The organism is Nostoc sp., from assembly GCF_036916975.1.
In the GTDB taxonomy this organism is placed as follows: Bacteria; Cyanobacteriota; Cyanobacteriia; order Cyanobacteriales; family Nostocaceae; genus Nostoc.
The window spans coordinates 63,353-79,461 of record NZ_JBALFF010000050.1 but is presented as its reverse complement, the minus strand read 5'-3'; the positions used below and the strand labels follow the sequence as shown (position 1 = coordinate 79,461).

At 40.4% G+C, this 16,109-nt stretch carries 14 protein-coding genes and 2 pseudogenes; 9 read left to right on the top strand and 7 right to left on the bottom strand.

From position 1 onward, the window contains the following. Positions 1-36: 36 nt before the first annotated feature. The 8 genes and pseudogenes from V7K73_RS11535 to V7K73_RS11500 form a co-directional block, all read left to right on the top strand. Positions 37-330 (top strand): annotated as a pseudogene (locus V7K73_RS11535) (hypothetical protein); the annotation flags it as partial. A 28-nt stretch (positions 331-358) separates the two neighbouring features. Beyond that, positions 359-928 (top strand): annotated as a pseudogene (locus V7K73_RS11530) (sensor histidine kinase); the annotation flags it as partial. A gap of 64 nt (positions 929-992) precedes the next feature. Then, entirely contained in the window at positions 993-2,834 is a 1,842-nt protein-coding gene (locus tag V7K73_RS11525; RefSeq protein ID WP_334879994.1) for a sensor histidine kinase, read from the top strand. A gap of 559 nt (positions 2,835-3,393) precedes the next feature. Continuing rightward, a complete protein-coding gene (locus tag V7K73_RS11520; protein WP_334879992.1) occupies positions 3,394-3,846 on the top strand; it encodes a pyridoxamine 5'-phosphate oxidase family protein in 453 nt (150 codons plus the stop codon). Between the two features lie 637 nt (positions 3,847-4,483). Further along, positions 4,484-5,038: a hypothetical protein gene (locus V7K73_RS11515; protein ID WP_334879990.1), complete on the top strand. Its 555-nt coding sequence runs from the start codon at positions 4,484-4,486 to the stop codon at positions 5,036-5,038. Between the two features lie 852 nt (positions 5,039-5,890). After that, positions 5,891-6,496 (top strand): DUF3038 domain-containing protein, encoded by a 606-nt coding sequence (locus tag V7K73_RS11510; protein WP_334879988.1) that lies wholly within the window; start codon positions 5,891-5,893, stop codon positions 6,494-6,496. Between the two features lie 248 nt (positions 6,497-6,744). After that, entirely contained in the window at positions 6,745-8,382 is a 1,638-nt protein-coding gene (locus V7K73_RS11505) for a DUF4335 domain-containing protein (protein ID WP_334879986.1), read from the top strand. A gap of 682 nt (positions 8,383-9,064) precedes the next feature. After that, on the top strand, positions 9,065-9,349 hold the full coding sequence (locus V7K73_RS11500) for a YiaA/YiaB family inner membrane protein (protein WP_190727886.1): 285 nt from the start codon (positions 9,065-9,067) through the stop codon (positions 9,347-9,349). A 277-nt stretch (positions 9,350-9,626) separates the two neighbouring features. On the opposite strand, the gene V7K73_RS11495 is transcribed toward V7K73_RS11500, so the two are convergent. The 5 genes from V7K73_RS11495 to V7K73_RS11475 all read right to left on the bottom strand — a co-directional run bounded on the left by V7K73_RS11495 (position 9,627) and on the right by V7K73_RS11475 (position 12,649). Next, the gene (locus V7K73_RS11495; RefSeq protein ID WP_334879983.1) at positions 9,627-10,085 is read right to left on the bottom strand and encodes a ferredoxin; all 459 of its coding nucleotides are present in this window, start codon (positions 10,083-10,085) and stop codon (positions 9,627-9,629) included. Further along, positions 10,085-10,471, bottom strand: a complete 387-nt coding sequence (locus V7K73_RS11490; protein ID WP_334879981.1) for a DUF1257 domain-containing protein — start codon at positions 10,469-10,471, stop codon at positions 10,085-10,087. Before V7K73_RS11490 ends, V7K73_RS11495 begins: the two co-directional genes overlap by 1 nt. Positions 10,472-10,510: 39 nt before the next feature. Beyond that, a complete protein-coding gene (locus V7K73_RS11485) occupies positions 10,511-10,720 on the bottom strand; it encodes a DUF2997 domain-containing protein (RefSeq protein WP_334879979.1) in 210 nt (69 codons plus the stop codon). 787 nt (positions 10,721-11,507) lie between these two features. Beyond that, positions 11,508-12,212: a Uma2 family endonuclease gene (locus tag V7K73_RS11480; protein WP_334879978.1), complete on the bottom strand. Its 705-nt coding sequence runs from the start codon at positions 12,210-12,212 to the stop codon at positions 11,508-11,510. A gap of 290 nt (positions 12,213-12,502) precedes the next feature. Next, complete coding sequence (locus V7K73_RS11475) at positions 12,503-12,649, bottom strand: hypothetical protein (RefSeq protein ID WP_334879976.1); 147 nt, start codon at positions 12,647-12,649, stop codon at positions 12,503-12,505. A 140-nt stretch (positions 12,650-12,789) separates the two neighbouring features. Here V7K73_RS11475 and bioU point away from each other — a divergent pair, with 140 nt between their 5' ends. Continuing rightward, positions 12,790-13,812 carry a (S)-8-amino-7-oxononanoate synthase BioU gene (gene bioU, locus V7K73_RS11470; RefSeq protein ID WP_334879974.1) on the top strand — a complete coding sequence of 341 codons (1,023 nt, stop codon included), beginning with the start codon at positions 12,790-12,792 and terminating at the stop codon, positions 13,810-13,812. Positions 13,813-14,022: 210 nt separating this feature from the next. Here bioU and V7K73_RS11465 read toward each other — a convergent pair whose 3' ends face one another. Beyond that, a complete protein-coding gene (locus V7K73_RS11465) occupies positions 14,023-14,583 on the bottom strand; it encodes a hypothetical protein (RefSeq protein WP_334879972.1) in 561 nt (186 codons plus the stop codon). A 286-nt stretch (positions 14,584-14,869) separates the two neighbouring features. Beyond that, positions 14,870-16,093: a type II secretion system F family protein gene (locus V7K73_RS11460; RefSeq protein ID WP_334879970.1), complete on the bottom strand. Its 1,224-nt coding sequence runs from the start codon at positions 16,091-16,093 to the stop codon at positions 14,870-14,872. Positions 16,094-16,109: the final 16 nt, after the last annotated feature.

Here is a 16,109-nt window from a genome sequence, read left to right as displayed (position 1 = left end):
GAACACTATATCTGTAAATCATTAGGATTTAGCGGTATGGTTAGCAGTTTTGCCAATATTCCCGGATATCAAGTCAGCGAAGAACTCTACAATGGTTCTAGAACTTTAGTTTATCGAGGGTATCAAAAACTTAACTCATTACCAGTAGTGATTAAACTACTGAAAAATCCTTATCCCAGCTTCTCTGAACTCTTGTCGTTTCGCAATCAGTACACCATTGCTAAAAATCTCAACTCACCGTTAATCGGCCAAACCTACAGCCTCGAAGCCTACCAAAATGGTTATGCGCTGGTGATGGAAGACTTTGGGGGGATTTCTTTAAAGGAGTGGGGAGTAGGGAGTCGGGAGTAGGGATTTGTGCGATCGCTTAAAAAATATCAGCACCAGTTTACGTACTTTCTCTCGTGCTGATAGAGATTACAAAGTGCCATTTAACATCCATGAAGGTATCGACAGCACAATTCTCATTCTTAAACATCATCTTAAGGCAAATGAACACCGTCCCACGATTGAAGTTGTTACTGACTATGGTGATTTACCTCCAATTAAATGCTTCCCTGGCCAATTAAATCAGGTATTTATGAATCTTTTAGCGAATGCCATTGATGCATTAGATGAATCTAATAAAGGACGCAATTTTGAAGAAATTAAATTTAATGTAAATCGGATTACAATTAGAACCTTCGTCGAAAATAAAAGCATTAAAATTGCCATTGCTGATAATGGTAAAGGGATGAATGAAAAAGTAAAATCAAAAATATTTAACCACTTATTTACTACTAAAGCTGTTGGTAAAGGTACAGGCTTGGGGTTAGCGATCGCTCGTCAAATTCTTGTTGAAGGGCATGGGGGAAACATTGAAGATACATCTATATTAGGACAGGGAACAGAATTTTTAATTACCTTGCCTATCAGCAGTATAAATTAGTGATTTATTAGCAATTATTTCACGCTTATATACCAAACATACCAAATTTATTCAGGTTTAATTAATGTCTAACAAGACTAATATTGTTCCCGAACAATTGAAGAGACGATCGCAGATATTATTGCTCATTGTCATTACCTTGTCTATGGGCATTGGAGTAACCGCAATCACCAGTTATAACATTCTCAAAGTGATGCTCCTGGAAAACCTGAAACAGCAAGCGCTGTTCAAAGCAGAACAAGGTCGCAATGATATCGATCAATGGTTATCCATTCGTAAAACAGAAATCAATACTTTGGCAAATTCTCCAGTCGTGCGATCGCTAGATTGGCAGCTTATGAAACCTTATTTGCAATCTGAGGTAGCACGGTTACGGACATTTTTGTTGATAGCACTAGTAAAGCCTGATGGTGGCTTGATTAATACTCAAGGTGGTCAGCCAAACGTTAAGGATCGGGAATTTTTTCGACGCAGTATGGCAGGGGAAATTGCCGCAGCCGATCCAATAGTTGGAAGAACATCTCAAGCACTACAAATTCAGATCAGTTCACCAATTTCTGGCAAAATAAATACAAGTCCCAGTGGTGTATTAATGGGAGGCATTCCGATTGACAAAGTGGTTGAAGTTATTAGTAATTTGCATCAAGGTAAGAAAAGCTATGCCTTCGCCCTCAACTCTAAGGGAATTCCCATCGCTCATCCCAACAAGAGTTTAATTGGTTCACCCGAAAAACCAGCAGACAGTTTTTTAGACTCGCCCAATCTTAAGTTAGCTGAAATAACACGGCAGATGGTAGACAAACGTACCAGTATTCAATTAGTGCAATTAGATGGCAAGTGGAACTATATTGCCTACACCCCAATGAAGGAGGCAAATTGGTCTGTGGCGCTAGTTGTGCCACGAGAAAATATTGAATCACCTTTGCAAGTCTTAAACCTATTGGCTGTGGTCTTAGGGGGCTTACTAATAGTGGGGCTAGTTGGGGCATGGAGGCAAGTACAGATGTATGAACAAATTTGCGATCGCGCCCTCAGTTATAGCCAACAAACGCAGCAACTAAGTGCAACCTTAAAAGAACTACAGAATACCCAGGCGCAACTTTTGCAAACCGAAAAAATGTCTAGTCTAGGACAATTAGTGGCTGGGGTTGCCCACGAAATTAATAATCCTATTGGTTTCATTCATAGCAATCTTATCCATATCGGCGAATACAGTGACGGCATCCTTAATTTGTTAGAGTTATACCAACAAACCTATACAAATCCTACACCCCAAATTAGTTATCAACTCGAAGAACTTGATATTGAGTTTATCGCCAAAGATTTGCCCAAGCTAATAGATTCGATGAGTTCAGGAACTACTCGCATCCGTACAATTGTCCTGTCTCTTCGCAATTTTGCACGTCTTGACGAAGCAGATATAAAGCTCGTAGATATTCATGAAGGATTAGATAATACACTGATGATTTTGAATCATCGGTTGCAAGCTATATCTAATAAACCAGAAATTAAGATAATTAAAAAATATGGAACTTTGCCTCTAGTAAAATGTTATGCAGGACAAATAAATCAGGCATTTATAAATATTTTTAATAACGCAATTAGCGCTCTGCATGAGTCCGATCAATCTGCACCCTCTATCACAATTCAGACATTTATAAAAGATGAGGATTGGATTAATATCTCTATTACTGATAATGGAGTTGGTATTTCCGAAGAAAATCGCTTGCGAATCTTTGACCCTTTCTTTACAACAAGGCCCGTGGGTCAAGGAGCGGGATTGGGATTAACAAGTGCTTATCAAATTGTTGTTGAACGACACACAGGAATGATTAACGTCAATTCTACTTTGGGACAGGGAACTGAATTCTCAATTGTGCTTCCTCTGAAAGCGAAGCTCGACTAGTACCGCAAAGCGGAAGTCACGCGTGCTTTAATTTTGGGCTTTCTGGTTGTACAGGGCAGGAGGCAAAAGGAATGCTGCTCTCAGTCTCCTGCCGCGACAATGAGGGTGCATGGTTTAAGTTCCCCACCAAATCGGAGATTTTGGTGGACTGGAAAAATTTATAAAATTTATGTCTAAAGAAATAAGCACAAAAGTCATTTTATACCATTTCTTTGTGAGGCTGCGCCAAACCCTTTTAACTTCTTCTTTCTTTCTTTCTTTGTGTTCTTTGCGGACTTTGCGGTTCGCTTTTCTTTCTTGTAGTTAAATATGGTTTAGCGCATCTTCATACAGAATTGGTATTACTATGCTTATAAGTTGTATATGCACAGAAAAGTCACTCTTAACCAATCTCTCTATAGAGAGAACTAAAAAAGTTAATTTTAGGATAATTCCATCTGTAGGCTCACGCAATTTAAACAAAAAAGGCTGATACTGAAAAATAACTTTACAAACATTAAACCTGATTGTATCAAAAATTACAGTCAAGAAAAAGCAAATAGAGAAAAGAGTACAAACAATGGCAACATCTACAGACCGCGAGCAAGAGATTAGAAAGCTGCATGAACTAATTAAAAATATTGATTATGGTATGTTTACCACAGTTGATGATGATGGCAGTTTGCATAGTTACCCCATGTCAAAAAGTGGTGAGATTAACTCTGAAGCCACACTCTGGTTCTTTACTTATGCTGCTTCCCATAAGGTAACTGAGATTGAACACTATAAGCAGGTAAATATTAGTTTTTCGTCACCCGAACAGCAGCGATACGTTTCTATCTCAGGTACAGCACAACTGGTGAAAGACCGTACTAAGATGCAAGAGCTATGGAAGCCGGAACTTCAAACCTGGTTTCGTAAAGGACTGGAGGAACCCGATATTGCTTTGCTTCAGGTGAATATTAGCCAAGTTAATTATTGGGATAGTGCATCAAGTTTTCAGCCCCAAACAATTAGTTTTTCTACGCCATAACGCCTTTAAATAATTACTAATTCGTAATTCGTAATTCGTAGTTAAGAATTAAATTACTAATTATGTAATTGTTGGGCGAATTTTGCAAAATTACTAAGTATTTTAAATTATGGGAAATCAATGGTAAAAAATAATGATGAAGCTGACTAAAAGCATCTACCTTTAGAGGTAAAGCGGCGACATTTTTTAAAAGGAATAGGCTTTATCGGTGCAGGTGCAGGGGCAATCTTTGCCGACCACATTCTCAATGCGAATTCCGAAGCCCCCTTTCCCCCAAAGCAACGCGAAAAAGTGAGATCATCGTCCAATGAGCCTTCTTGAGCAGGGGAGGTAAAGAAAAAAGTTAGTAATTGTTGCTACTATAAATAGTCCATAATACACTTGATTGATTTCGCCTCCCCAGCAAGAACTGCCCCCTTTCAACGCCCAATACCCATATAAGGAGAAACTTATTTATGGCTAGAACTGCGGCGAAGTTCTGATTGATACTATTTACGACTGGGGAGTATCAAAATTCTCTCAGATCAGGTATCAGGTGCGACAACTAATTTAAGTACAAAGCTTGAATTTGTCTGGGATGGTATTAAGCAGTTTTATTAATTCTGCACAAAAAAACTTTGTTAAAAACGAAATCCTTATGAATTACCTTGTTGCAGTTTTACCAGATCGAATACAAGCAGAAGCCGCCTACTCTGCTCTAGAAAAAGCAGGCTTGCCAAGTTCACAAGTTAATATTTTGGGCGATGGTTATCTCAGTGCTGATGAATTTGGACTAATTGATCCCGACAAGCAAGCCCGCAAACAATCAAATCGGCTCCTTTGGTCGCTCGTAACCTTTGGATTTGTTGCAGGTTATGCCTTCAACCATCTCACAGAAGTTGAAATATTTCCCCAATTTGCTCGATTTGGCAATGAATTTCTTGCTGGGATCTTAGGAGGTATAGCCGGTGCTTTGGGCGCTGGTTTAATCGGTCGAACTGTCGGGTTAACAGTTAGCAGTGGCGATGCTTTACCTTATCGTAACCGTCTGAATGCTGGCAAATACTTAATTGCAGTTACCGGAAATGAGGATTTAATCCGCGAAGCTACACGCGTACTGCGTCAATTTGAACCAGAAAATATTCAAGGCTATACAGATTATTTACAAAAGAGCAAACTTGTAGGAATCGATTCCACTAAAGCGAGAATGTGATATAGCCCTTCTCGTTTATGTGAGGTACATCCGTAGGGGCTTGTCTTAGACAAGCCCCTACACCTAGTGATATAATGTTGTACCGCATCTGAAGCCGAACTTTGTTAAACCCCCAAACTTTGTTAATAAAATATTATTACTGGGATAGACTCTCAACTCAACTGAACCCAGAAGTAAATTATTACATTTTCGCATTAGTGAAATAGATTCTTAGCATATAGCCTCCTAATTTTCTTCTTGGAGGGCATTTTATTGCTTAACACACCCATTGCGATCGCTATGACTCTGCCCATAAGAGTAACTAGCAACTTGGGTTATTACCTCGTAAAGCAACCCGCCTCTGGTGAGTAGCCACAGGTACTATCAACTCAAAAGTAACTTTACTATCGTCCTGATGTTGCCCAGCCTGTCCTGAAATAACCGGTATTGGGATCGTGTCCAGCAGCAAGAAGCATCTTTAGCAAACAGACAAAAAATTTGTATAGTAATTATGTATACATGAAGACCAAATAATAAACACAATAAATTTCAAAATTAAAAGCCGCAAATAAATTAGGAGGTACTCTACATAATTACTTAGCGAGAATTAGCAGTTAACATTCAAAACATTGTTTATTTATACTCTTGTACGGAACTACCAGCGAAAGTCGGGTAAACCTTAACTAGAATTGATACTTTTCTACTTTGTTGAAAATAAATTTTCATCTAGAGTAGGACAAAGATACCTGCTGCTCATCACATAAAAAATCTACCTGAAGTCTCTGGCTCATACCTATGGGAAACCAAGGTTAATGCTTGAGAGTCTGGTTTCAAAATGGGTAACAGCAACATCCTCTATCAGCTTGATCACCTATGCTAAAAGTTATGCACTCGGCCACCAACTCAGCCACACCAAATTCCCAGTGGGAGGATTTAATCAAGCTTCCAGCCCCAAACACAGTTCAATGGGACAATATAAAAACCCAATTAGACTTGGTGCTGTTGGCGCTAGAAACCTTAACTGGGATTGGTTCAGAGGCTATGCTTTCGGCGGCAACTGATCTGAATTTAGAGTCAAGAGTGCCAGACCGCGTAGCTTTATGGCGACTGCGCCAATCAAATCCCCTACGCAAAGGTCAAGGAGGGCGAAAAAAGCTAGATATCGAAGAAGCGCGATCGCTTGTTCTGATCATCTGCTACCTAGCGAAACAGCACCAGGAATTAATTCGCCGCGCTGTCGGACTCTTAGAACAAATGGCAGAAAATAACCGGGAACCTCACCAGACTGCTTTACTTGGAGATTATATTGATGCTTTTTGCAACACTTACCAAGAGCGGATGGAAGAGGACGAGAAAATCTCAACAGATTTACTTACCAACCTGGCCCTAAAACTGCTTGTAGATTTACTTTTTTACAGTGTTCCTGGTGGGCATCGCCGTCTCTGGCTAGCACTTTTAGACCGTTCTACAAAATTTTAGATTTTAGATTTGAAATTTCTCAACCAAATTTGCTTATGAAGGTTTGCTAGACAAGGATTCCCTTTTGACGATCGTTAGTTCTTGGGTAATGCACTATCAGCTCTGCTTTCTCTTTGCACATCAGTTTGCATAACAGAAGGAACCTAACAAAATTCTCAATCGAGGAATCCGCCTTTCCAACTTTTCTTTGCAAGCAACTGGCTCAATTTTTTGCAAAATCCCAAATAGTCTTCTTCGCAGTTCCTGCCATGCCTCTATCAAATTCTGTCATTCGTTGCTACACACCCCCTACTTGCACGCTAGAAGTATTCGCGCAAAGCTCGCCTCTGTCGCGTTGGATGGGGAAAACTGTCCTCAAGCACCTGAGCTTTGAGCTTCGTTTTGATGATCCCCGACTATCAGAAGAACACAAAATTCCAATTCGGGGCGATCGCGATCAACTTGAAGCTTTATGTGATGCAGTCACAAGCTATGTACAGCAATTTCTGCAACAGTCTCCAGAAAGCTTTTGCGTTAGTTTCTCCGATACCCAGGAGTCAAGCACAGCATTAGGTGAGCCGGAATTAAAATCCTCTACAAAAACATTAAATTCCTTTAGTACCCAGATTCCTGGGGCAAATATCCACTTAGAACCAAGCAACCATTTAACTCACAACTTATTTCTCGGTTCTCTCGCCAACCAATCATCCGGCCCGGTAATTCAACTCAGTCTGCTGCAACTATTCGATTTGGCCAGTGCTTTAGATGAGTACTCAACTGATGTCATGGCACTCCCAACTCTTAAGAGTACTAGTACTTCGATGAGGTTTCCTACTTGGGCACCTGTTGCCGCAGTATTATTATTAGGTATAGGTTTTTTACCAGTTACTTGGCAATATGCTAACAACCTTAGGGAAAAGCAACAGCAAAAAGCCAAAACAGCAGATCCAGCAGCAGTAAAGACTGCTTTAGAAACTTCACCCTCACTAAACTTTCCCACGCCTCAACCTGGGCTAGCTGCTCCATCAGATAATTTGCTAGGTTCCACCCCTCCACTTTCCACATCCACCTTACCCCAAGCACCTCTAACAGCCCCTAGTTCTAGTTTCACTACACCGCCACCTCTAAATGCACTGACAATACCTCAGGGCAAGACTGCAACCCTTTCCACTAATGGAGCGATGCCAACTCTTGGAGACGCTACGCGAACGGCGAGCTTCTCTAACGCACGATCTAGCAAAATCCCAGGTCAGGAAATTGCTATATTACCAAATCTTGCACAGAACCCTACAGCCTCAAGTACCCAACCTGCTACTCTCCCTAAGCTGCGGGATTTGCCACCCAGGCTATCTTCTAACACAGGCAGCTTACAAACTAATATCTCACCAGTTGTCCCCCCATCTCTTGATACCATACCCAATAGTGGCAATACCCCTACCCAACCCTCCTCACCAACCTCACAACAGTTAGACGAAGGAATTAATTCCCTACAGCAATCTTCTCCTAGAGAGAAACCTGCTTCACAACTTTCCTCCTCTAGAACTGCGGATAATAATCCCTTTATCGATCAATTAGGCAACGAACGCCAAAGCCCCAAATCCACAGAAGTGGCTACTGGCACATTATTTGATACACCCCAAGTAGCACAAGCTAGAGAATACTTAAAAAAACGTTGGCAACCACCCACTGGACTAGGACAAACATTAGAGTACAGTTTGATAGTCAGTATTGACGGCACAATTGAACGAATTATTCCTCTCAATAAGTCAGCAAGAGACTTTATTGATAGCGCTGGGATGCCTGAAGTTGGGAAACCTTTTGTTTCCGCCAATAAACGCGGACAAAATGTCAAAATTCGAGTTGTTCTCAGTCCTGATGGCAAGGTACAGACTTTTCCTGATGAATAAGTAAATTAGTCCGTTTAAGCTGAGATATTGCACTAGTCATAACAAGCGCCTAGTAATGAATTACTAGGCTAATGGCTAAAATCGTCTAAAGACAACTAAGTAGGTAGGCAAGATAAAACCAAACTATGTAACGAAAAGTAAAATCTCTGTATTTAGCTCGTAGTTGCGCTTTAGGGCTAAAGCGCAACTACGAACCAGTGATGATTATTTGTCCCCACTTACTTAATAGACGGTTTTAGTCCACTTGAGTGGACTTGGGCTATTAGCCTTAGACTTAAGTCTGAGGCGGACTAGTAACGCAAGGCACGCATTCACGCATAATTGTATTCCAAGCTGCTTACGCCATTTAAAATGGTATATTTCAACTTGACAGACTACTAGTTAGTTTATCGAGAATGGTGCAAGATTTCAGTTTAATGCCACTTGTAAAACTGGTACAAACCTTGTGCCAGTTTGTACTTACTCCAATTGCTCTTAAACTTGTTTTTTGGAGTCCAGTTACCAAACTGGTCTTACTATTAATACCAGTAAACCTACCAATCTATACAATCACTGTTAACACCAATTCTTCAAAATCAAACTATAGATACAAGTCTGGTAATCCAGATTAAATCTGAATTTTATTAATTACGAATTGTGAATTATGAATTGGTATAAATGACTCATATCAAAGGAAGGAAATATGCAAACAATTGGTACTCAAAAAGACAGTTCAGCTTGGGTTATTCAAACTTGGGCAGCTTTTGTAATTTCTATTTCTATGACCACCTTCGGTATTGTAAACTTACCTGTAAATAGCTGGGTAAAAGGCTTTATGGGTATGGGTTTGGCTTTCTCTGTTGGCTCAACTTTTACTTTAGCGAAAACTACTAGAGATTTGCATGAAACTAGAAGATTAACCGCTAGGTTAGACGAGGCAAAAGTAGAAAAATTGCTTTCACAACACGACCCTCTAAATTTAAAATGAAGGTAGGCATAACAATTTTGGATTTTGGATTGCCGATTTTGGATTAATGGGACTTAAACAAAAATCCCTTTTAGGAATATCAAACAATACTAATTTTTACCATTTGATGTGATTTATACCAATTTGAAAAATGATTGCGACAGATGGATAGAGAAAACCCAGATATAGAGGGAGAGGGTGAAAACTACGGTTCTCAACTTAGATAAGGTTTAGTATGGCAAAAAGCAAAAGGACTGGATATACCAGTCCTTTATTATCTTGATTTAACGTTTTTATCTTAATAACGGGATTTTTTGGTTTTTAATTTTTGCTTTTTACGCCGACGTTCGCTAGCAGCAACTGCGTGTTCCACCGGATAACCCACTACAGGAATTACCTGATATTTGCGTTCTTGTTCTAATTTTTTCAGTTCAGTGTAATCAACCCAATCAATGCAATCAACCGGACAAGTGTCAATTGCTTCTTGAATAATTTCCTCAGAGTCCCCATCTTGCCGAACCACGCGCGATCGCCCGTAATCTGGTTCAATGTAAAAGGTGTTACGTGCAACATGAGCGCAATGCTTGCAACCAATACAGGTGATTTCGTCAACGTAAACACCATTTTGGCGCAGCAAACCACCCAATTCCGGTTCTAAACCAGAACGTTCTGGGGCATCCCGTAAAAAACCCCCTAATTCTGGTTCCAAACGCGAACGATCTTCTTGTTCTTCCAGCGACGGCAGAAAATCAGCCATTACGCACTCCAGCGCTGTACTACCAGGCGAATTGAACCATCTTCATTTTTTTGTTGTTCAGAGACTTCAAAACCAACACGCGCGGTTTCTTTCACAACTGTTTGATAAGCATAACGCTGTGTTACCTGGCGTAAAAATCCATCCACAGATAGGTTTTGCTGCCAATATTGCAAATCAGCCACCAGTTCATATTCTTTGCCATTCCATCTAAAACCGATGTCATAGCCATTTTCCTGCTCAATACTAACTTCCGCAGGATGGGTTTGACCGCGATAGCCACGGACTTCGCGTGGGCCAGGTTTCCAGTCTACGCCCAATTCAGTCAGAGCATCTTTCAAAGAATCAAGGTTACGGATTTGAGTCTTAATTTGGCTAAAGTGTGACATGGTGGTTGTGAATTAATTACACTAAACTACTGTGAAAACTTACCAATCGCTGTAAGTGGTGTGTGTATTCGCCACATTAGATTGCTGCACCTTGGCGGCGAAATATTCTGAGGTTGGCTCATGATCAAGTACTTGCCCCAGCTGTGCCTCTATTGCTGCTGTAACTTCAGCGCAAGAAGTACCCACAATGCCAGTGACTTTTTCTTGTACCCGACCGTCTGGATAGATTATGAACTCTAATGTCTCCATGTTCTTGGCCAACCACGATAAGTACGCTTAAATTCTACTGCTTTAGCAGAAGGCTACAAATATAGCCGTAGGAACATTTTTACTTAGATATAAACTTACCATTTGTTAAATAATGTTCCATCTCTCAACATATATATCTCAAAATCCTTACAAAAATTATTAATTTTGTAAGCAGGTACATCAGTCTTTAGTTAGTTTCTCTTAACCTCATCGATTAGTCAAGGTAACTACTGAGCTTGCCAAGTAAGCGGCAAAAGTCCTAAATATAAGCATTAGAGGTAATATAGCCAGCAAGGCAATTTACAAAAATATAAATTTTATTGAAAAAATTTATCATTACCTTGAGATTTAGCTTATTCTCTTAAGGTTTTCCAGGTAGGTTGGATGCAGCGCGGTGTCAGCGTACAGCAATATGGTGGGTATACGCAGAAGCAAGAGGAAGTAGGAGAGATAGTTTCTGATTATTTAAAGCACACTAACACCCAATCACAGTCAACAAAACTTAGAAGGTAATAGGTTTTATCTGACTTGTGCAGGTATAAAAGTCAGATAATAAACTACTTCTGGCTGTGCGAAAGTTTGAGCCAGCGGTAGTTGGGAGCAATGCTCTAACAGTGAGATGGGGAGGCCGCGAAGGCTCTTGAGGCAGGGGAAGAGAAATAAATTAAGTGTATTATGGACGATTTGTAGTAGCAATTACTATTTTTTCTTTACCCCCCTGCTCAAGAAAGCTCAAGAAAGCTCATTTCACGATGATCTAACTTTTTCGCGTTGCTTGCGGGGTAGTTCATAGTAAAGTTGGGTCAATTCCTTGTTGTTGTAATCTGGCTAAAAGTTCTTGAAGCTGCTGCTGAGTTTGTTCTAGCTGTTGTTGCTGTTGTGCGTTTACCTCTTCTGGAGTTTGGTATCTGTCACCATTTTGGTCATACCAAAACAGCCATTCTCGTGTTCTTCCTTGATAAGTACCCTGTTCTCGTCCTATACCTAAACCAATTTCCGGCATCCAAATTTTATCGCCGAGTTCTAAAAGATACTTACCTTCAACTAAGCGATAAACTTCTAAACGTTGACGCTTACGACGTAGCCGCGTTGGTGCATAAATGACGTAATATAAAATGCCTAATTGGGCATAGTCTATTTTCTTTTGTTCATATTCGCCATTGTAGGTTTGAGAAACCACTTCTAAAGCTAAAATGGGCGTAATCCCTTCTTCTTCCCAGAAAACGTAACTAGAACGTCCGTTTTCTCCAACAAAACGTTCAACACCTAAACTCAAAAACCCATCGGGGACTATAGCTGGTTGTAATGGTGTATAGTAAATTCCCATATTAATACCGAAAAACCAGTCATCACGGGTTTGCCAAATCGAGGCTAAGATGGCTAACAATAAATTAGGAATTAATATTTGTAGTTCGTTATCCACAGGGGTATCATCAGAATCTGGTAATTCCGCCGATGAAGGTAGGCAGTCTAAGGGATTGTAATTATACATAATACTTGGTGGTTGACAGTTATCAGTTAACAGTCATCAGTAAACGGTTAACCATTTTGATGAAAGCAATGCTTTTCGATATAGTTTAACCGCCTGTGTTTGATTAGTTTGACAGATCATTTGTCCCCATTGATTTAAGGGGAACTCAGGTTGCACATAATACACCTTCTCAAACCTCGGCGCGGTTGTGGTGATGACTGCCGAGAAATAGACAACTTAGCTTGATGTTGCTGTTGTCAGTAAAGGGATTTTTAGACTGCGATCGCCAGAATATAAAAAAGCTTTAACCTTTAAATATCAGCAAATTTTGGGTTTTCTTGGATCAATGCTAATTCCAGTGCTGGGTTAGCGAAGCTCTCCGAAGGAATCGCTTGCTCACGGCTAAGACTGGGAAAGTATTTTTGATACTGTAGAGGTAGCTTACATAAAAAAAACATCAGTCAGCCAAAGAACCCAGGATAATGAATCATAATTAACCTTTATAGCTTTGAGCTATCAGCCATCAGCCGCCAGTTATAAGCCGGAAGCTGAGATGCCGAATGCTAAAGGCTTTTGATTCAACTTAACCCAATTGACTATGAATTCCGAAAAAGTCAAAAATTCTCTAAATATTTCGCCAGCCATCCGCATAGGAGTACTAGGTTTTGGTGGACTCGGACAAGCCGCCGCCAAGCTACTTGCTGCTAAACAGGAAATGATTTTAGTCGCCGCAGCAGATCAAAAAGGTTACGCTTACGCTGCTGAAGGTTTAAATACTCAACAATGCATTGCAACCTACCAGTCCCAAGGTTCGGTAGGTCATTTAGAGCCAGTCGGTACGTTAACAAATCAAAGTATTCAGGATTTAATCGAAATAGCTCAATCGGTCGATGGGTATTTTCTGGCTTTACCCAACCTACCAAATGATTTTATTCCCTCTGTAGCCAAAGAGTTTATTAAATCTGGTTGGCGTGGCGTGCTAGTGGATGCGATTAAGCGCACCACTGCTGTAGAACAACTACTGGCGATGAAAGAAGAACTACTTGCAGCCGGAATTACCTACATGACAGGCTGTGGTGCTACACCCGGATTGTTAACCGCCGCAGCCGCATTAGCCGCCCAAAGCTACGCCGAAATTCATCAAGTCGAAATCACCTTCGGAGTGGGAATTGCCAACTGGGAAGCTTACCGTGCCACCGTTAGGGAAGACATTGGCCATATCCCTGGTTACACAGTGGAAACCGCTAGGGCAATGACTGACGCAGAAGTAGAAGCACTACTAGATAAAACTAATGGTGTGCTTACCTTGACAAATATGGAACACGCTGATGATGTGATGCTAGAGGTAGCGGGAATAGTGGGGCGCGATCGCGTTACTGTTGGTGGTGTAGTCGATACTCGTAATTCTAAAAAGCCCATCAGCACCAACGTTAAGGTAACAGGGCGCACCTTTGAAGGTAAGATTTCCACCCATACCTTTACTCTAGGAGATGAAACCAGCATGGCAGCTAATGTATGCGGCCCTGCCTTTGGCTATCTCAAAGCTGGTAGACAATTGCACCAACGCGGCATTTATGGAATATTCACTGCTGCCGAAATTATGCCCCAATTTGTTAGGTAATAGTTAGGAGTTGGGAGTTGGGAGTTAGGAGTTGGGAGTTGGGAGTTAGGAGTTGGGAGTTAGGAGTTGGGAGTTAGGAGTTGGGAGTTAGGAGTTGGGAGTTAGGAGTTAGGAGTTAAAAATATAAAATCACAAATTTAGAGCTTTTGAATATGCACCAAATTTGCGATTTATAAATTAAAAATCTTCAGTGTTAACTTCTAACTTTTTCTAAGCTGGTGGAGTTTCTGGAGAAAAAATATCTGTGAAATTCTCCTCAAGCAGCCAATCTGCTGTTTGTAGAATAAATGGGAGTTCGGCTCCTATGAGTCCTCTTTGGATGCGTTCTAAAGTCTCACTAAAAACGACAAATAGAGGATATATAGTATTAGCTCCTTCACTCAAAATATGACTGTAACGGAGAGGCATTAACCACTCATAATCATTGTCTAGCCAAACTTGAGTTTGTCGCCAACGTCCTAACAAATCAGAAAAGTCTTCATCAGGACGATGAATAAAGACTAAAATTTCTGCTCCAGTTTTGATTTTCCACTCAGGATCGCACATCAAAATTGCCACATCACAAGGTAAGCAAATCGTTTGTGAGACTGTTGTAGCAGTATTGCGAAGACGGACAATTGGTAAGGGGATAGTGATGACACTTTCATCTGGACGGCGCAAACTAGGAATCATCTCCAAGTATGGCCGATATTGCTTTAGTAAGGCGATCGCAGCTAGATGATTGCTGTACTCTGCCAAACTCGCTTCGTAGTGAGATTTTTGCACAATCATACTTTATTAAATAGTGATAAGTTAAGAGTTAGTAGTTAGGAGTTAGGAGTTAGGAGTTAGGAGTTAAAAGTTTTAATTCCTAACTCGTAACTTATAACTCTTAACTCTTAACTTTTAACTAGTTCCGTAGGTTTAAGTCCCCCGGTTCTAAAACCGGGAAGTAATGCGATTGGGGTTAAATGCCCATTACAAAACAAAATTGACGTACAGCCCTTTAGCCCATGAAAACCGCGCAGCGTGCCGGAGGCTCTATTACGAATTACGAATTACGAATTATTTTAATTCTCTATCCCATCTTTTCAAATACCTTAAACATCGGTAAATACATTGCTAGCAAAATGGTTCCAACCATTCCCCCTACAAATACAATCATAACTGGTTCCAAAATACTGGTCATTCCTTTTACTGCTTGCTCGACTTCATCTTCATAGAAATCGGCAACTTTCATCAACATTCCATCTAATTCTCCAGTTTCTTCTCCAATACTAATCATCTGAATTGCCATAGCTGGAAAAACGCTATCTTTTTGTAAAGCAAGGCTAATCATACCTCCTTGTTGAATCTCTATGCGGGCTGCGTCTATGGCATTGGCAATTACTACGTTTCCTGATGTATCTCGGACAATTTCTAAGCAAGTTAAAATTGGTACACCTGAACGAGTCAAAGAACCAAAAGTCCGGCTGAAACGGGCAACCGCAGATTTTTGAATTAAATCACCAAACAATGGCAACTTCAGGGAAAGACGATCAATTGTTAAGCGACCGATAGGAGTTTTACTGTATTGTGAATAAGCAATTTTCGCTCCTACAAGAAAAGCGATAAGTATGAAAACCTTCGGACTTCTCAAAAATAGACTAGCATCCATCAAAAATTGCGTGAGAGGTGGTAATGTAGTTCCGATTTCTGTAAAAATCTTTGCAAAAACTGGAATCAGAAAAATGGTCATACCCAGAAAGATCGCAAGTGCGATAAAACCTACAACACTTGGATAAGACAATGCTGATTTAATTTGGTTTTGTAAGCGGGCAACATCTTCTAACAACTTGGCTAAACGATTCAATACTTCGTCTAGAACACCACCAACTTCGCCAGCTTGAATCATACTCACATATAATCCATCAAAGCAGTCAGGATGCTTCCGCATTGACTCTGAAAGATTCATTCCGCTTTGCACATCGTTGCTAATCTCAATTAGGGCTTGTTTGAGTTTAGTATTACTACACTGCTCAGAAAGTACCCCCAGACTTCTAACGATCGCAACTCCCGCATTCATCAAAACGGCAAATTGACGAGAAAAAACGGCTTTGTCTTTCACAGAAACCTTAACAAAGGAATTCTGGATTTTTTTTATGTCAAAACTTGGCAGAAATCCTTGAAATTGTTTGAGTTCTTGGACTACAAAACCTTGCTCTCTAAGATTAGTACGAGCTTGCACCAAGGATTTAGCAGTAATTTTTTCTGTTCGGGATTTTCCTTGAGAATCCCGAACACGGGCAACGTAGGTTGGCATAAATCAATTCAAAATA